At 60.4% G+C, this 18,178-nt stretch carries 14 protein-coding genes; 1 reads left to right on the top strand and 13 read right to left on the bottom strand.

Going from position 1 to position 18,178, the window contains the following annotated elements; genetic code table 11:
* Window positions 1-5: 5 nt before the first annotated feature.
* From L6R21_00750 to L6R21_00700, 11 genes are all read right to left on the bottom strand, one after another.
* Complete coding sequence (locus L6R21_00750; GenBank protein MCK6557703.1) at window positions 6-473, bottom strand: biopolymer transporter ExbD; 468 nt, start codon at window positions 471-473, stop codon at window positions 6-8.
* Between the two features lie 17 nt (window positions 474-490).
* Window positions 491-1,219, bottom strand: coding sequence for a MotA/TolQ/ExbB proton channel family protein (locus L6R21_00745; GenBank protein ID MCK6557702.1), 729 nt, complete (start codon window positions 1,217-1,219; stop codon window positions 491-493).
* Window positions 1,220-1,261: 42 nt separating this feature from the next.
* Window positions 1,262-1,603, bottom strand: coding sequence for an STAS domain-containing protein (locus L6R21_00740; protein ID MCK6557701.1), 342 nt, complete (start codon window positions 1,601-1,603; stop codon window positions 1,262-1,264).
* A gap of 544 nt (window positions 1,604-2,147) precedes the next feature.
* A complete protein-coding gene (locus L6R21_00735; GenBank protein MCK6557700.1) occupies window positions 2,148-3,467 on the bottom strand; it encodes a sigma-54 dependent transcriptional regulator in 1,320 nt (439 codons plus the stop codon).
* 54 nt (window positions 3,468-3,521) lie between these two features.
* Entirely contained in the window at window positions 3,522-5,498 is a 1,977-nt protein-coding gene (locus L6R21_00730) for an ATP-binding protein (protein MCK6557699.1), read from the bottom strand.
* A 152-nt stretch (window positions 5,499-5,650) separates the two neighbouring features.
* On the bottom strand, window positions 5,651-6,670 hold the full coding sequence (locus L6R21_00725; protein MCK6557698.1) for a DUF4837 family protein: 1,020 nt from the start codon (window positions 6,668-6,670) through the stop codon (window positions 5,651-5,653).
* 10 nt (window positions 6,671-6,680) lie between these two features.
* Window positions 6,681-7,616, bottom strand: a complete 936-nt coding sequence (locus L6R21_00720) for a class I SAM-dependent methyltransferase (GenBank protein ID MCK6557697.1) — start codon at window positions 7,614-7,616, stop codon at window positions 6,681-6,683.
* A gap of 84 nt (window positions 7,617-7,700) precedes the next feature.
* The gene (locus L6R21_00715; GenBank protein MCK6557696.1) at window positions 7,701-8,759 is read right to left on the bottom strand and encodes a glycosyltransferase family 2 protein; all 1,059 of its coding nucleotides are present in this window, start codon (window positions 8,757-8,759) and stop codon (window positions 7,701-7,703) included.
* Between the two features lie 4 nt (window positions 8,760-8,763).
* On the bottom strand, window positions 8,764-11,583 hold the full coding sequence (locus tag L6R21_00710; protein MCK6557695.1) for a DUF2723 domain-containing protein: 2,820 nt from the start codon (window positions 11,581-11,583) through the stop codon (window positions 8,764-8,766).
* A 125-nt stretch (window positions 11,584-11,708) separates the two neighbouring features.
* Window positions 11,709-13,883 (bottom strand): ATP-dependent DNA helicase RecG, encoded by a 2,175-nt coding sequence (gene recG / locus L6R21_00705; protein MCK6557694.1) that lies wholly within the window; start codon window positions 13,881-13,883, stop codon window positions 11,709-11,711.
* Window positions 13,884-14,137: 254 nt separating this feature from the next.
* The gene (locus tag L6R21_00700) at window positions 14,138-15,496 is read right to left on the bottom strand and encodes a DUF4139 domain-containing protein (GenBank protein ID MCK6557693.1); all 1,359 of its coding nucleotides are present in this window, start codon (window positions 15,494-15,496) and stop codon (window positions 14,138-14,140) included.
* A gap of 553 nt (window positions 15,497-16,049) precedes the next feature.
* Between L6R21_00700 and L6R21_00695 the strand changes: the two genes are divergently transcribed.
* Window positions 16,050-16,292 carry a GlsB/YeaQ/YmgE family stress response membrane protein gene (locus tag L6R21_00695; protein MCK6557692.1) on the top strand — a complete coding sequence of 81 codons (243 nt, stop codon included), beginning with the start codon at window positions 16,050-16,052 and terminating at the stop codon, window positions 16,290-16,292.
* A gap of 209 nt (window positions 16,293-16,501) precedes the next feature.
* Here the strand turns inward: L6R21_00695 and L6R21_00690 are convergent, their stop codons facing one another.
* Together L6R21_00690 and L6R21_00685 are read right to left on the bottom strand one after the other, a co-directional pair.
* Window positions 16,502-17,713, bottom strand: coding sequence for a molybdopterin molybdotransferase MoeA (locus L6R21_00690; protein ID MCK6557691.1), 1,212 nt, complete (start codon window positions 17,711-17,713; stop codon window positions 16,502-16,504).
* Window positions 17,714-17,838: 125 nt separating this feature from the next.
* Window positions 17,839-18,162, bottom strand: a complete 324-nt coding sequence (locus L6R21_00685; protein MCK6557690.1) for a HEPN domain-containing protein — start codon at window positions 18,160-18,162, stop codon at window positions 17,839-17,841.
* Between the last annotated feature and the right edge of the window lie 16 nt (window positions 18,163-18,178).

Raw genomic sequence — 18,178 nt, 5'->3', positions numbered from 1 at the left:
CTCCCTCAGGATTTCTCGATGTCGGTCACGAGGTTGAACCGCGTGATGTTGGTTTTTTGCAGCGTGTTCATGACGTCTTCGATGGCGCCGTAGGGAGCGGCTTTGTCAGCCTTGACCACGGTGCGCAGCTTGGGGTTGCGGATGCGCGCGTCGATCATCAGCTTGGCCAGCGTTTCCTTGTCCGCCACCTGCGTGCTCAGCTTCAAGCGATACTCCGGCCCGAACACAGCGGCGCGAAGCTGCTGCGAATCCAGCCCCAGGTGGATGGTGCCGTCGCCGGTCACTGTGACCGTCATCACGTCAGTCTCCGGCAGTTTGATCACCGAATGCGAGCTGGGGATGATGACCGACACGTCTTCCTGCGGCCGAAACTGGGTGGTGAGCATGAAGAACGTCAGCAGCAGGAAGGCCACGTCCACCATCGGCGTCATGTCGATTTTGATGCCGACTCTGGCTTTTTTGATTTTGGGCATGGTTGCGCCTCGCGTGGTTATTTGTTGCCGGTGCGCAGCGCCAGGGTTTGCACGATGCTGTAGCTCGCCTCGTCGATCATGTAGGTGAAGTTGTCAACGCGGGTGGTGAAAATATTGTAGAACACGATGCCGAGAATGGCCGCGAAGATGCCGCCGGCGGTGTTGATCAGCGCTTCGGAAATACCGAGCGAGAGCTGCACCGCGTCCGGCACGCCGGCTTGCGCCATGGCTTTGAAGGCGCGAATCATGCCGATCACCGTGCCGAACAGGCCGACCATGGTGGAAACCGAAGCAATGGTGGAGAGGATAACCAAGTTCTTCTCAAGCAACGGCACTTCCAGCAGCATGGCTTCTTCGATGGCGTGTTGTACGTCCGCCATGATCTCCTTCTGCTCCCTGACCTTGCCCTCGCTCTGCAGTTCTTTGTAGCGCGCCAAACCATTGCGGATGACATTGGCGCAGGAGCCGCGCTGGCGGTCGCAGGCTTCGATGGCGCCGTCGATGTTGCCGGCGTGGATTTCCTGCTGCACCTTCTTCAGGAACAGCGTCATCGAGCCCCGGCCTTCGGCGCGTTTCAACGAGAACAACCGCTCGAAAATGAAGGTGATGACCATGATGGTCAACGCAATCAACACCGACACGACCGGTCCGCCGTCGCGAATGAACTTGGGCAGTTGCGTGTAGATGGCATACCCGATGACCATCGAAATCACTACGACCATGATGGTGAAGAAACCTTGCTTCATGATGCCTCCGCGATTGAGTGGCTTGGTTGAAAGTGGAATGAATTACATGTTCATAATGGCCGCATCACGCGTCTCTTCGACATCGAAGACACTCGTGAGCTTGGTGATCACAAACACATTCTGCACGCTTTTTCCCATGTTGCACAGCTTGATCTTCCCCTGGCCCTTGGTGTACATGGCATGCAAGCCCACCAGCGCACCGATGCCGGTGCTGTTGATGTAGGTCACGCTGCCCAGATCCACCACGAGCTTGCGATTGCCCTGCTCGAACAGATCCTTGGCCTTTTCCTTCAGTTCATCCGTCTCCTTGCCGCCGATCAACGAGCCGCGCGGCTCCAGCACGGCAACGTCAAGGTTGTTGAGAGTGGTGACTTTGACTGACATAGAAGATCCTTGCAAAAAAGAAATTCGCCCGTTCGACCCTGTGCGCTGCGCGCGTGAAATTATCTTTACACTTTTTCGCAAAGCGGGTGCCACCATTTCAGGATGCAGGCCCTGACCACAAGCTACTGATTTTTCGACGCCAATCCCTGCCTCCTCCCAGCCGGAATTTTGAAAAATGCAAGACGGTTTTCGGCCGGAGCCTGCTATTGCAGCCTAATTGTTTAAGTTTTTAAACAGATAAGTCACCTTGCATTTTGCAATGCCGATGCTGGCTGGCAAGCTGAAATCCGCGGCAAAAAAGCGGCATTGGCTGGACAAAAATTCAATTCAATTGGGAAAAGCGTGGCAGGAAGCCGGCGAGTGGAAATTCAGCACTGCAATAACAACCAGGGAGGATTTCAAGAAAGATCGTTGCGGCAAGGCGCGGGATCCTGACAATTCTCACTTGGCGAACTCGGGGCGGATTTGGGGAGGCCGGCCGCAAGGACTGGGCAGAAGGTGATCAAGCTGCAAAGACTTCCCGCCGCAAACGGGCGGCCGCCGGTCACAAACCATACTTCTTGCGCTTGCGCCAAAGCGTAGCAGGATCGATGCCCAGAATCTGCGCCGCCTCGTCATAATCCCGCGCGTGCTGCAACACCCGCTTGATGTGCAGTTTCTCCATTTCCTCGAGCGAGAGCGCGGACTGCGGCTTCTCCAGGGTCGAGCGCACCTCCTCGGGCAAATGATCGAGCGTGACGAGATGATTGTGGGCGAGCAACACCGCGCGTTCGATCACGTTTTCCAACTCGCGCACGTTGCCGCTCCAGCGATAGGCGCGCAGCGCTTGCGCCGCTTCCGGCGAAATCTCGATGACGGTCTCCGGCGAGAATTTCCGCAAGAAGTGCTGGATCAACAGCGGAATATCCTCCGGCCGCTCGCGCAAGGGCAGCAGCTTCAGCCGCATCGTGTTCAGGCGGTAGAACAAATCCTCGCGGAAAGTGCCTTCTTTCAACGCCTCATCGAGATTCTTGTTGGTGGCGGCGATCACGCGCACGTCCACCTGCGTGGTTTTGCTCTCGCCCACGCGCTCGAATTCCTTGCTTTGCAGCACGCGCAGCAGCTTGGCCTGAATGGTGGGCGACAGCTCGGCGATTTCATCCAGAAAAATCGTGCCGCCGTCGGCCATCGCAAAGCGGCCCTGACGGTCTTTCACCGCGCCAGTAAACGCGCCCTTGACGTGGCCGAACAGCTCGCTTTCCAGCAGGTTCTCCGGCAGCGCGGCGCAATTGATCTTGACGAAGGGCCGGCCGGCGCGCGGGCTTTTCTGATAGATAAGCTGCGCCACCAACTCCTTGCCGGTGCCGCTTTCGCCCTCGATCAACACGCTGATGCTGCTTTCCGCCACCCGGCCGGCAAGCTCGAGCATCTCCAGCATCTCGCGGTTGCGGGTGAGGAATTCGTCGCTGCCGCGCGCCGCCGCCACTTGTTGGCGCAGCTCGCGCACTTCGCGGGTCAGCTCGTGATGCTCCCAGGCTTTCTGCGCGAAGATTTGCAGTTCCTTGTAGTCGAACGGCTTTTGCAGGTAATGATAGGCGCCCTTTTTGATCGTTTCGATGGCGCTGTCGATGGAGCCGTGCGCCGTGATGATGACCACGGTGGTTTCCGGCGAATGGCGCTTGATCTCCGCCAAAATTTCCAAACCGTCCATCGGACCCATCTTCAAATCCACGAAGGCGAGATCGAATTGCTCCTGCTGCAACGCCTCCAGCACTTCCTGCGGCTTGGACAGCAGCCGCGACTGAAAGCCGATGGCCTCGAAGCAAATGCCCATGGTTTTGAGAATGTTGGCCTCGTCGTCGACGACCAATACTTTGGGTGGCATGATCCCTTCACTAAAAACGAAACGTTGCAGCCGCCCAGCCCTGCGCCGGCGGCCTCATTCCGCTTGCAGCAGCACCGTGGAGTAGCGCGAATCCTGCTCCTCCGGCAGGCCTTGCGGGGTCACCGGAATGGTGAAATTGAAGCGGCTGCCCCGGCCGACTTCACTCTCGACCCAGATCCTGCCGCCGTGCGCTTCCACCACCTCCTTGGCAATTGCCAGCCCCAAGCCGACGCTGCCGGGCGTGGCGTCACTCGGTTCTTTCACCTGCACGAATTTCTCGAAGATCGTTTCCAGCGCATCGGCCGGAATGCCGCGGCCGGTATCCGCCACGCTCACCTGAATCACGCCGTTGCTGCGTTCGGCGCTGATGGTCACTTTGCCGTGGCTGGGCGTGTAACGCAGCGCATTGCTCACCAAATTATTGATCACCCACGACAGCTTTTCCTGATCGCCGGGCACCTCCGGCAGGGCGGGCGCCAGCGCCACTTCCAGCGCCACTTCCTTCTCTTCGAATTGCAGCCGCAGCGGCCGCAAGGCATGGTCGAGCAGGCTCTGCAGGTTGAGCGACTCGCTCTTGATCTGGTAGCGGCCGGATTCCAGCCGCAGAAGATCGAGCAGCTCACGCACGAGTTTTTTCAAGCGCTCGCAATCATCCTTGGCCGCATTCAGCAGCTCGCGCTGGCGCTGATTGATTTTGCCCAGCACCTCCTGGGAGAGGATGTCGATGGTCATGTTGATGGCGGTGAGCGGCGTGCGAAACTCGTGCGACACCGTGGCCATGAACTCCGACTTCATCTGGTCGAGATTCTTGAAGCGCGTCACATCCTGCAACAGCGTCACCACGCCTTGCAGTTGGCCCTGCTGGTCGGTGATCTTGGTCTGGCGCGGGCGGTAGTAAAAAGTCTTGCCGTCGCGCGCCACCGCCAGCAGCGTTTCGCCGTCCGCCGCCTGCTGCTCGTGCCCGGCCTCGAAGTGCAGGAAGCGGGCGAGCAGCTCGTTGTGCTGCAACAGGTGCAACGCCCGGCCCTGGGCTTTTTCACCCGCTACGCCGATCATCGCCGCCGCGGCCTCGTTCATCAGCAAAATCGCGTTGTTCCCATCGGTGACAATGATGGGATCGGCGATGCTTTCCACGATGGTTTCGGATTTCTTTTTCTCGGCGATCAACTGGTGGATGTTCAATTCTTCGTAGCTGCGCAGCCGCTCGGTCATTTTGTTGAATTCCCGGCTGAGCTCGCCGATCTCGTCATCGGTTTGAATGTCGATCTTCTGGTTCAAATGGCCTTCACCGATGCGGCGCACGGTTTGGGTGAGCTGCTTGAGCGGTTTGAGAATGGAGGCAGTGAATTGAATACTGCCCAGAATGCTGAGCAGGATGGCGATGAACAGGGCAACGATCACGACCTGGGTGGCCTGGCTGGTAATGTCCTTGGCGCGGCGGTCCATGCTGCTGATGGCATCCTGATTGAATTTCAGCACGGTCTCGCAATCGCGGCGGATCTTCTGCGTGACGGGTTGAATCTCGGTGCGCTGGAAGTTGCGCACGCGGGCATAGGCGCGGCGTTCCTGCACCATGCGATGCAGCGAATCGGAATCGGCCAGAAACCGGCGGTAGGCGAGAATGATGTTTTCCAACAGCGTGTGCTCGGCCGGCTGCGTGACGGCGAGATTGATCTTCTCGAACCACTGCAGGAATTCATCGCGATTGGCGTTGAACACCGACAGCGCCGATTCCGGGCTGCGGTTGGCGTTGTACACCACCAGCGAGCGCTCTTCACTGCGTTCGGTGTTGTACACCACCAGCGTCGAATCGCCGCTTTGGATGAGCATGGCGAGCTGGGCGTTCTCCTGGTTCTCCAGGGCTTTCAGCATGTTCTCCGCGGCCAGCACGTTCTCATAGTTCTGCTTCAAAATGCCGCCGACCGAGGTGCTCAATTGCGAAAAATCATGCACCGCAAACACGCTGGTGATCAGGATAATCGCCAGCAGCACGACATAGCCCAGGGCAATTTTGTAACGTAAGCTTCGCATAGGCATTCAGAGGTTGCGAGAGGGAACTGCGTCTCAGGCCTCTCCCCTGCTGCCGGGACGAGGTGCCGTCGGACTTCCTTCCTGCCAGCAGCGGAGAGGCCATGAGCATGACGAAACAACAAGGCGGCCGGTTCGACTGAAAGGGACATTACTCACGGCGCCGCCGGCGCGGCCGCAGCGGTGTGAAAAGTCTGCGCGATAATCTCCAGGCGGCGCAGGTGCGGCACTTTGTCCATTCCCGGCGCGAAGACGGCAACATCGACCAGAAAAACCGTGCGCCGTGCCGCGTCGTAAATTGCCCAACAATGAAACGGTCCGCCGGCGACTTTGGCTTCGTTTTCCCACAGGCCGCGCACTTCCAGCGCCGGCCGGCCGGCAAACTCCGCCGGTGCGGCAGTCAAGCCGTGCGTTGCGACGCGGTCGCCTTCATAATATTTTTCGCCAATCTCATCGCGCCACGCGATCACCTCCGCCAGCGTGGGTGGCTCTGCCGCATTCGCCGCCCGCCAGGCCACGAACAGCCAGCGTTCCGGCGAGGTGCGCCGCAACATCACAAAGCGCTCGGCCGGCAGCTCTTTGAAAATGAAATAGTCATGCGGAACGCGCAACGACCAGCCGTACTCACGCTCCCAACGCCGCGCCAGTTCCTGCTGCTCGCGCACGCTGTAGAGCTGCTGCTCGATCAGGGCGCGCAGCGGCAGCTCGAACGATTCGAACAGCTCAGCGGCATTTGCCGTGAGGCGCTGCTGCAGCTCTTCCCGCGTCGGCGCGGCCAGAATCAACAGCCGTTGCTGGCGGCGCCAAGGATCGTCGGATTTGAACAGGTAGCTCTCGCCCTGCAGGACTTGCTGGCGTTGCGTGGCGTCGAGCGTGGCCGCGACTTGGCGCGCGGCGGCATTCTCCGCCGTCAAACAGCCGAGCATGACCAGGCGCGGCTTGTGCACATGGCGCCTCAACTCGGCGACCGGTGCCCATTTCATTTCAAAAATTCTCTCCGGCGCCGGCGTGGGCAATTCGCGCTCGAACGCGGCCTGCAACGCCGGCCGCAACAATTGAAACTCCAGAGAATCCGCGCACACGACGATTTCTTTTTCCGAACCGACGCTGACCGGTTTTTGCTGACAGCCGAACAGAATGCCGGCCGCCAGCAGCAGAATATTCCATGGCCTCATGGCTTGTCATTCATGTTTTTTGCAGTATCGCCACCAGCGTGGCGCCTTGGCAGGCGAAGGGTGACAGCCGGCTGCCGGCGAGCAGGGAAGCAGCGGCAACCGCACCGGCGCGCAGCAAACGCAGCGGCAGCAGCGCGGCGCCGGCGTGCGCCGTTTGCCGCTGCAATTGCTCGCTCATCACGGCGTTGAAGAAGGCATCGAGCGGCAACTGCCGCAGCGCCCGCACCTGCAAGCCGCAGGCGCGCGCCAAGCGCGTCAACGTGGCCGGCGTGAAATGATTGACATGGCGGGGTGTGTCGAGCGCGATCCAATCGGCGCCGTAGATGCCGGCATCTACGCTCGCGAGGTTGGGCACGGCGATGATCAGCGCGCCCGTGTCCGCCAGGTTGGCGCGCAGCCGTTGCAGTGCCTTCTGGGGAGAATAGAGGTGTTCCAACACATGCCACAGCGTGATGACATCATATCTCCCCGGCTGCAAGTCCGATACGCTGCCCACCTGAATGTCGAGCTGGAACTGCTGGCGGCCCCAGTGCGCGGCATTGGCCTCGCGCTCCAAACCGGCCACCTGCCAGCCGGCCGCGCGCATGCATGCGAGAAACTCGCCGGTGCCGCAGCCGACGTCGAGCAGTGCGCCGCCAGTTTTCAGCCGCGTGATCAGCCGGCGCTTCCAGTTGAGATTCAGGCGCCGCAGAAAATCATAGACCTTCTGCGTGCCGGTCTGGCGGCCGGCCAAACTGGCGAAGGGCAGATAGGCTTCATGTTGATAATACCGGCTGCTCGTCGCTTCCGTGGGCCGGGGATTGAGATAAACCATGCCGCACGCGCGGCAGCGCTGCAGGCTGAAGGCCGGGCCTTGCGCCAGCGCGAAGCGATCGGCCACGCGCAGATGAAGTTCACTCGCCTCACCGTGGCAGACCGGGCACGAGCAGTTTTCGAACTCTGACAACCTTTTCCTTGATCGCTTGCAAATTGATTGATGGGTTGGCATTCCAGCCGCGCGGCCCTCGTGCTTGTGCCGCCCGTACCATACTCACGGCGCCCCGGGCAGATCCGTGAAGCACTTGCGGCGCCGCACGAAGTATTGCCACACGATGCTGCGCGGATAGAATCTTTGCTGCATGGCCGCAGCGGTGAGACGGCGTCGGCGCCGGCTCTCGCGGCGCTGCTGCCGCAGTCCCGGCACGTGGGTGAGCAGATAGCCGTACGCGGCCAGAATCATGGCTGCCTGCGCCGGGCGCAGACCGAACAGCGCGCGCAGCGCCGCAGCCAAATCCAGTATGAAACGCAGTGGCAAGATCGCGCACAAGCGCGCCGCCTCGCCGTGCTTCAACAACAGCAGCAGGCCGTTGCGATGATTGAGATAAACCTTGCGCGGCGAGTCCGTCTGCAGGGTCGAGCCGGCTTGGTGATAAACCACCGCGGCCGGCGTTGCCCTGACGCGATAGCCGGCGAGATGCATGCGCCAGTTGAGATCGATCTCTTCCATGTGCGCGAAGAAACTTTCATCGAGCAGCCCGGTTTCCGCCAGCACGGACTGCCGCAGCAAACAGCACGCGCCGCTCGCCCAGAAAATGTCGGCCGCTTCATCGTACTGGCCGCGGTCGGTTTCGAGTGTGAAAAAGATGCGGCCACGGCAAAAGGGATAACCCAGCCAGTCGAGCAGGCCGCCGGCGGCGCCGGCATAATCGAATTGCTGCGCCGGCGCGAGCGCGAGGATCTTCGGCTGGCAGGCCGCGAGGCGATCATCGCGCTCCATGGCTGCAACCATGGGCGCCAGCCAATTGGGGGTGACCACTGCGTCGTTGTTGAGCAGGGCAACGTATTTGCCGCGGCTCGCACGCAAGCCGAGGTTGCAGCCGCCGGCAAAGCCGAGATTGACGGCGCTGGCCACAACTTTGATTTCGGGGAATTGCGCCGCGGTGGCGGCTACGCTGCCGTCCTCACAGCCATTGTCAACGAGCAAAATCTCGAACGGCTGATAAACCGTGGTGCGCAGGCTCTGCAAACACCGCTGCACAAGCGCGGCACCGCGCCAGTGCGGAATGACGACCGACACCAGCGGGGCGGCAGGCACGGGCTGCTGGTCCATGCGCTCAGCGCGAGGAGTGACTGCTGTCCGCCGGGTTCGCCGGCCTCGCGGAATCCGGCGAGCTGGCGCGCATCTGCTGCAATTGCGTGCGCGCGGCTTGATCATCCGGGAAGCGCGCCAGCAGTTGCTCCAGCACGGTGATGGTCTTGTCGCGCTCGCCGGTCATGTTGTAGAAGCGCGCCATCCACTGATACGGCTCGCGCTGGCCGGGCGCCGTCTTGATGATGTTCTGTACCAGCGATTCCGCCAGCGCGCGCTGGCCGCGATAATTCAGATAATCCGCGAAGGAAAGCCGGTCGCGCAGTTCTTCCAGGCGCGGGTATTCGTTCTCGACGAAATTGCGGTAGCGTTTGGTCAACTCTTCCGGCCGGCCGGCCTGGGCATACATCATACCGATGGCCTCGTTGATGCGAAAGTCGCTCGTCGGAATGACCGACTCCGGCATAATCTCGCCCATGCGATCCAGCACCTTCACCACCTGCTCGTTTTCACGGCGATAAAGATGATGCTGCGCGAGATGCAGAAAGGCGGAGCGGTAATTCTGCAGCAGGCTCATCACATTGTCGTTGTAGTAAACCTTGGGGTTGTTGAGATTGCGATAACGGAATTTTTCGTTCAGGTTCGTCCACATCAGCTCGGGGTCGACCGTGCCGCGCTCGAGTTTCACCGGCAGCACGCGAAAGGCCAGGCCATCCATGCGCATGTAGGGTTCCAGGCCAATCTTGTTATCGGGCGAAACCGTGACCGCGAAGTAAACCGGCCGACGGAATTGATTGTCCTCCAGGATTTTCAAAATCATCAAATCCTGCACGCGGATGGCCAATCCTTCGTAGGTGGGCTTCACTTCCAGGCGCAACGCCGGGTTTTCTTCATAAGTGATACTGGGATCGAGCTTGAGCGTCTCCTGGTAATACCGTTCGTAGACCTGCTGGGCTACCGGAATCGAGACGGTTTTGGTTTTCCATTCGATCGGGCGAATGGCGGCAATGCTGGCGTCCGGCATGCGAATCGGCACCTTGGGCTCATCGTCGCGGAGCTGCTTGATGTACCAGTCCGTGTTGAGCAGGCTCAGATTGACCACGCGCACGTCTGTGCGGATGTTGTGCACGTACTGCAAAAACCACAAGGGGAAGGTGTCGTTGTCGCCGTTGGTGAAGATGATCGCATCCTGGGCGCAGGAGGCGAGAATGTTGTAGGAATAATCGAAGGCAACATAATCGCCCTTGCGGTTGTGTTCACGGAAATTCGACAACCAATCGACCCCCGGCAAAATCGAGAAGAGCATGTTGCCGGGCACCAGCGTGATCACCAGGCCCGCCACCACGGCCGCCACCCCGGTGTGTTTCCCGCTCGCGGCCAGCGCCGCCGTGCCGGCCGGTGCGGCCTTTTTGCCCTCCAGCAGGCCGCGCGCCAGATCGACCAGCGCCGCCACGCCGATGCCGATCCACAGCGCGAAGGCGAAGAACGAGCCGGTGTAGGCATAATCACGTTCACGCGGCTGCGGATCATCCTGATTCAAATAGACCACGATCGCCAGACCGGTCATGATGAACAAGGTCATGATCGGCAGGGCGCGGCGCCAATCCTTGTAGACATGATAAAACATGCCGAACAGGCCCACCAGAAACGGAATGCCCCACAAGCCGCGCGGGGAGAAGACTTCCACAATGCGGCCCTGCACATCGTAGGTCGTGCCCTTGCCGATGAATTGCCAGTTGAAATAGCGGACGTACATCTGCTTGATTTGGTACTCCCAAAAGGGCGCCCGCCGTGGGGTGAGATGCACTTCGCCGTATTGCTCGCGCTTGAGATAACTGACCAGCCGTTCGGGGGTGTCGGGATTGTTTTCGTCGATCGCCGGATCCAGCGTCGACCGGATAAAAATCGCCGAGTAGGTGGAGTAACCGATGATGATGAGCAGCACCGACGTTACCGCCATGCCGAAGACCCGCTGGCGATTCGCCGCCGCCATTGCCACCGCCACCACCAGGGCCACCAGCAGCAGCGCCAGCGCCATGACGCCGCCCTTTTCCATCAACCAGGGCAGCCCCTGCACGACGCCGGTATTGATGCCGTAGTACATCGTCAACCCGCCTACGCCGGCCACCGCCAGCATGAGCAGCAGCTCGCCGAACACGTCTTCTTTCCTGGCTTTGCTTTGGTAACGCTGGGTGAAGAAGATCATCGCAATGGTGGGCAGGGCGAGCAAGTTGAGCAAGTGCACGCCGATGGCCAAGCCGAGCAGATAGAAGATCAGCAAAATGTAGCGGTCGGACTTGGCGGCGGCGGCCTCATCCTGCCATTTCAAAATGAGCCAGATGACGATCGCGGTGAAGAACATCGAGCCGGCGTAGACTTCCGCTTCCACGGAATTGAACCACTGGCTGTCGGAGAAGGCAAAGCCGAGCGCGCCCACCAGGCCGGCGGCGTAAAGCGTGATTTTTTCCGCCAGGCTCTCCGGCTCCCTTTTCCAAAAGAGCAGGATAAGACGCACGATGATGAGATAGGTGAGCATCGCGGTGAAGGCGCTGAAGATCGGCGAGATCATGTTCACGCGCAGCGCGATATTGTCGGTCAGCACGCCCGGAATCTTGGCAGGGTCGAGGCTGGTATCGACGCCGAACGGCAGCAGTGAGAAGACACGGCCGAGCAGCACATAGAGCGGCGCGCCCGGCGGGTGGGGAATGCCGAGGATGTAAGAACACGCGATGAACTCGCCGCAATCCCAAAACGGGGTCGTGGGCGCAACCGTCAGCGCATAGACAATGAATGAAATGGCGAACACCAGGCTGGCCATCAGGGCGTTCAGTTTGCGATGGGGCATTGCAGACAATCTCCTGTTTCCAAAGGTATCATCAGAGGTGAAGCGCTCGGGCCGTGCTGCCGCGGCCGGCGCAGCAATGGCGGCTCCAATCTATCCGTTAACCTGCTAAATGTCAATGTTTGATTTCAACCGATGTGCAGCGCGGCCAACTGATCGCGATAATGCCGGAGCAAATGCGCGCGCAAGCCCGCGTGTTCCGGCCGTTGCAATTGCGGGTCATGCTTGGCCAGGGCAAAGGCTTCCTCGCGCGCGGCAACCAGCAGCCGGCCATCGGAGATGAGGTTCGCAATTTTCAGCTCGGGCAGGCCGTGCTGCCGTGTGCCGAAAAACTCGCCCGGGCCGCGCAATTCCAGATCGACCTCGGCAATGCGAAAGCCGTCGGTGGTGTCTACCAGCGTTTGCAGCCGTTTGCGCGTCTCCGCGCTCACCGGCTCGTCGGCAATCAGAATGCAATAGGATTGCTTGGCGCCGCGGCCGACGCGGCCGCGCAGTTGATGCAGTTGGCTCAAACCAAAACGCTCGGCATGCTCGATCACCATCACCGTGGCGTTGGGCACATCGACGCCGACTTCGATGACCGTGGTCGCCACCAGCACCTGGTGCTCCGCCGCCTTGAAGCCCGCCATGATCACTTCCTTCTCCGCCGGCTTCATGCGGCCGTGCAGCAGCGCCGGATTGAGATCGCGAAAGATGCCCTGGCGCAATTCCTCGTAGCTCTCAGTGGCCGCCGCGAGATCGCTTTTCTCGGTTTCCTCCACCAGCGGGAAAACGATGTAGGCTTGCGAGCCGTTCAGCACCTCCTGCCGCACGAACTGATAGATCTGTTCGCGTTTGCGGGAGGAACGCCAGGCCGTGCGCACCGGCTGGCGGCCGGCGGGCAACTGGTCGATGATCGAAACATCGAGATCGCCGTAAAGCGTCATCGACAGCGAGCGCGGAATCGGCGTTGCCGTCATCACCAGCACGTCCGGCTGTTCGCCCTTCTCGCGCAGCGCGGCGCGCTGCAACACGCCGAAGCGGTGCTGTTCATCCACCACCACCAGGCCGAGGCGGTGAAACTGCACCCCGCCTTGAATGAGCGCGTGCGTGCCGATCACGAGGGCCGCCTCGCCGCTCGCGATTGCCGCCAGAATCTGCTCGCGCTCGCTCTTTTTCTGGCCGCCCACCAGCAGCACGACTTTCACGCCGAGCTGTTCGAGGAAGTGATGGCTGGTGAGATAATGCTGTTCCGCCAGGATTTCCGTGGGCGCCATGAGCGCGGCTTGATAGCCGTTCTCCACCGCCATCAGCATGGCAATGAGCGCCACCACGGTTTTGCCGGAGCCGACATCGCCCTGCAGCAGGCGGTGCATGGGCTGCGGCGCTTTCATGTCCGCGCGAATTTCGCGCAGCACCCGGCGCTGCGCCTCGGTGAGCTGGAAGGGCAGCTTCTCGACCAATTCCCAGGTGCGTTCGCCCACCGCCGTGAAGGTGATGCCCTGCTGCGCCGTGGCAAGCGCGGCCTTGCGGCAGGCGAGAAAAAGCTCGAGGAAGAACAATTCATCGAATTTCAGGCGATTGCGGCCGGCTGCCAGCGCCTCCTCGCTTTCCGGAAAGTGAATCTGCGCCACCGCCTCGGCGAGCGGGAGCAACCGGTAACGGCTGCGCAAGCCGGCCGGCAGCGGATCGGCCAGCGTGTGGGCAAAATCATCGACTGCCTGGCGCAAAAAGCGGCGAAACCCGCGACTGTCCAGCCCGGCCTTGGCCAGCGCTTCGGAAGAACGATACAGCGGAATGATCTTGCCGGTGTGGAGAAAGCGCGCCTCGCCTTCTTCACCCAGCTTGTCAAAATCCGGGTGGATCATGCCGTAGCCGTCAAAGAACGTCACCTTGCCGTGAAAGGCAACGTTTTCCCCGCGGCTGAAGATCTTCGGCCACAAATTGGCGCGATTGAACCACACGCACTTCATGAAGCCGGTGCCGTCGGCCAGGGTCAGCTCGAAGCGCGGCCGGCGTCCGCCATACAGCAATTGGCCGGACATGACCTTGCCGACGACCGTGGCTTCCAGGCCGTCGCGCAGATCGCGGCATTTGAGAATGGTGGAGCGGTCGAGATAGCGCCGCGGCAAATAAAACAAAAGATCGGCAATCGTCTTGATGCCGATCTTCTCCAGCTCGCACCTGCGGGTCTCACCCAGCCCGCGCAAGAACCGAACGGGCGTGGTGGCCGCTTCCTTGCCCGGGCTTGCGGCGGCCGGGCGTGAAGTCGCGCTGCGATTCATGTGATGCCTGATCAGCTCATCTCCGCGGGATACTGACATTCATCAACTGAGCACCGAGGCACCTTGAAATGTTCCTGCGACGGCTTGGCCGTTGCGTCAAAAGCCTCGGCGCAGCCGCGGCTGGAACATCTTCGGATGACACGACCTTGAGTCTGAAATCGCAAAATTCTGAGAAAATGTTCCTGCAACGGCTTGGCCGTTGCGTCAGAATCTTCCGAGTTTTCACGACACGCGAAGTTTCAGAAGCCCAAGCGCAGCCGGAGCTGCAACATGCTCCGGCGGAAAGACACGAACTACCAAGTACGAAAACAGGTGTAGGTAACCTCCGCCTTGCCGCGGGCAGGCACCGCCAGCCGCCATTCTGCTGTGGTGGCATCCTTCTTGGTGTGCTCCGCGGTCTCGCGGCGGATGGTCCAATCACCGTAGAAATGCTCGAGCACGTTTACGGTCACGGCTTCGCTTTTGTGGTTGCGGATTTCGATCTTGACCTCGGTTTCATCGGCGCGATCGCCGGCTTTGCGCGTGCTGAGCACGGTGCGCTCGCCGACAATGTCGAAGGCATCGCCGACGTTGAGCCGCAACTCTTCATCACGCGGCGTATGATCGATGAAATCCTCGCCCACCAAAACTTGCGCTTCGCCTTCGGGCTTGTACAGGCGGATCTTGCCGGCAGGCAGCGCCAAGCCCAGCCCGTTTTCCTTGCTGTTCTTGAAACGCAGCGTGACTTTGACCTTCTTGGGATCACGCGAGCCGTCGTAGGTGTATTCCTTCTTCACCGGCGTCTGGCTGGCGGGAATCAGCTCGATCTGTTTCACCTGGCGATCCTTGAGCGTGGCCGCGCGCGACAGGGTGTAGAGATGATACTCGAAGAATTCCTTCTCTTCGAAGCCGCCGGCCGCCGCCGCCATTTCCATCACCCGCATTTGCTTGGGCAGCGGCCGGGGCGCTTCCGCGCGATGAATGGAGCCGGCCACCAGCAGCAACTGCGCCTCCGGAAAAGTCGCACCGCATTGATTGTCAATCGACACCCAGCCGGCGAGGCTCAGGTTGGCGTCTTTCTCATCCAGCACGCCCACGTATTCGGCATGCCAGGCCAGGCCGGTGGTGAGATAGGAGACTTCCACCCGCTGTTTGGCCGGGCCGTCGTTGGCAACCAGCCACACCAGCGTCGGCCGCGTGATCAAGCCCTCCGGCAGTTTGGGCAAATCCGTGGCCACGATCTCGCTGCTGTTGAGAATCTTGACCGTGCCGTCTTCCGCCTGCAGCACGAGATTGCCGGCCGCGTTCAACAGCGTGCCGCTGATCGTGCCGCCCTGCTTGGTGGCGAGTTGCACTTTCTGATCCAAATACCGCTGCAGAATCCGGTCGGCGCTCACCAGATCATATTCGAAATTCTGTTCCAGCACGCGCACGGCGGTGGGATGCGACAGCGATTTGAAATGCACGGAGGTGGGATCGATTTGCGCGGCGACGTCACGAAATGAGCACACGCCGGTGGGCTTGGGCAGTTCAAGCTCGCGCATCTCATGCACCAGCGCGAGATTCTCGTTGTAAATCGTGACGCGGACATTGTTCTTTTGGGCTTGCACGGCGGTCACACTCAGAATGAAGGTTAGCAGAGCACCAACGTAGATTACATTCTTTCGCTTCATGGCGTTGTTCCGTTCCAGTAGATTCGTGTGCCTCAGACCGAGGCGGACAGTTGCTTCCCCGGCGCTTGCCGGGCTGATAACCGTCCAGGTGCAGAAGGGGCGCAACCATTTCTCTTGCGCCGCGTGCGCCGCCGGCAGAGAATCTATCACCGGCGCCTCACCCGGACTGTTAGCATTACAATGAAACGGCCGTCTTATTCCACCCGGTCGTAGAAAAATCTCTCTTCGCGTTGCTGCGTCATCAAAGAAGGCTTGCCCAAAAAGGCCGGCCTCTCGGTTCCAGGAGAATAACGCGGCGCAATATACGCATCGAGGCTCTGAGAGTCAAGCAAGCTGCCGCCCGGCCTGTGCGTGCCGCGCGCCGCTATTGCCTCCATCACGGTGGTTGACCTAGCGCAGGCGCCCCGTCTGCAGCAGGCCTGAAAGCTGCGCGACTCCCAGTCCCTGAGGCGCTACGCGACGGCATTCCAGGCTTGACTTTGCCGGATCGGCTGTGCATTTTGTGCCGCACAATTCCCCACATTCCTTCACTCACACCACGGGAGGAAAAAAGATGAGCATACTCTGGTTTCTGTTGATCGGCTTGGCAGCCGGCTGGCTGGCGGGAAGGATCATGAAGGGCAGAGGACTCGGTGTCGTCGGCAATTTGGTGGTCGGCGTGATCGGCGCGCTGCTCGGCGGCTTCATCTTCGACCTGTTGGGCATTCCAACATATGGACCTTTCAGCTCGCTGGTCACGGCGGTGGTGGGCGCGATCGTGCTGCTCTGGCTCATCGGTGTCGTCAAGAAGGCTTGAGGCTCCCGCTGGTTCCGGCAATAAATGGCCACGGCACTGCCGTGGCTTTTTCTTTTCAATCCTGCCATGGCAAGGTGGATGCAACACTCTCCCACGTCAATCCGCAGGAATCTTCCCTCGCGCCGGGCACGCATCAGAAAACGAGCCGTGGGCCAGAAGCACGGAAGGACTCTGACAAGAATGACAGCCGCGGGCTCGAGGTTGTCATGCTAGTGATAAAAAAACTCCGGCCGCAGCATGACGCTCACCGTCGCGCCGGCGTGCAGCGCCATCTCTTCCCGCGGGCAGATCAAATAGCAATTGCTTTGCGCATAAGTCGCCTGATCGCCGCTACCCTTTGATTCGAGCGGCCGCACGCGAAACTGCCGGCCGTCATACCAAACCGTGGCGGGCGCGTAGAACTCCCGCTGCGAGCGGTTCTTGATCGAGGCCTCCAGTTGCGCTGCGACGATCTGGTTTTGATAAACCGAGAAACCCATCAGTTTGCGCAGCGCAGGCCGCACCAATAGCTCGAACGTCGTGGCCGCAGAAACGGGATTGCCGGGCAATCCAAAAATCAGTTTCTCGCCGAGCTTGGCAAAGACCACGGGCTTGCCCGGCTTCACTGCGACTTGATTGAAAAAAACCTGCACGCCCAATTCCGCGAACACGTCCTCCACCAAATCCAAATCACCCATCGACACGCCGCCGGTGAGCAGCACCACGTCGTATGCCAGCCCGCGCTGCAGCAACTCGCGAATCTGTTGGTGCTGATCACGCGCCACGCCCAACAGGGCGGCGCGGGCGCCCAGCTTGGCAACTTGCGCCGCCAGGGCCAAGCTGTTGGAGTTGCGAATCTGGCCCGGTGCCGGGGTTTGCGTGAGGTCGATCAGCTCGTCGCCGGTGGCAATGACGGCAACCGCAGGTCGCCGATAAACCGGCACCTCGCTTTTTCCCACCGCGGCCAACAAGCCAATGACCGCCGGTGAAATGAAGCTGCCGGCACGGGCCACCACCTGGCCGGCCACTGCCTCGCTTCCCCGGGGCGAAACATTCTTACCCGGGGACACTGCCTCCAGAATCTCAACGCGATTGCCGGCGACCGGCCGGGTCGTTTCGATCATCTGCACGCTATCGGCGCCGGGCGGCAGCGGCGCGCCGGTCATGATTTTGGCGGCCTGTCCTTTTTCGATTTTGAGGTCCGGGAAAACGCCGGCAGGAATGAAGCCCACGACCTGCAACTGCGCCGGCGCCTGCGCGGCATCTTCGGCGCGCAGAGCATAACCATCCATGCTGCTGCGCGCAAACGGCGGCTGGTCGAGATCGGAAACCACGTTTTCCGCCAGCACGCAGCCGGAGGCTTGCAGCAGTTCAACCTTCTCGGCCGGCAACCGGCCGGTATTTTGGATGACGAGATCAAAGGCTTGCGAGAGGGGGATCATAGTGAGTCTGCAGGAGTTTCAAACCGCGCCTGGACGCCAACGAACGCCGATATGCCATTCGCGTCGATCGGCACCGCTTTGTGGTTGGAACGAATTCGAGGGCCACACTTCAGTCAACGAGATTTTCACGCTGCCAGCTTCGCCAGCACAAATTCTGCGATTTTTTCGGCGGCGGCGAGAGCCTCTTCAGCCTCCGCTTTGCCGATGCTCTCAAAGGGCAGGTCGCCGGGATAACGGCCTTCGGTGATATACTCATTCAAAGTTTCTGCTTGAGGAACAAGCTCGCTGAAGCTTTGATCGTAGCTCAGGGCGTGCCCCAGCAATCTCTGCAAATCATGAATTTTTTCAAGCTCCCATCCTTGCGAAATCAAATATGCCTTTAGATATTTCTCAGCGCTTCCTTGACACAAAAAGCAAATCGTGTGATAGGGAGAATACTCTGCCTTCATTCCGTCCCTGGCATAC

The sequence above is a fragment of the bacterium genome (assembly GCA_023150945.1).
GTDB lineage: Bacteria > Zhuqueibacterota > Zhuqueibacteria > Zhuqueibacterales > Zhuqueibacteraceae > Coneutiohabitans.
Note: the sequence above shows the minus strand (reverse complement) of the source record. Positions and strands in the feature narration are given on the sequence as shown.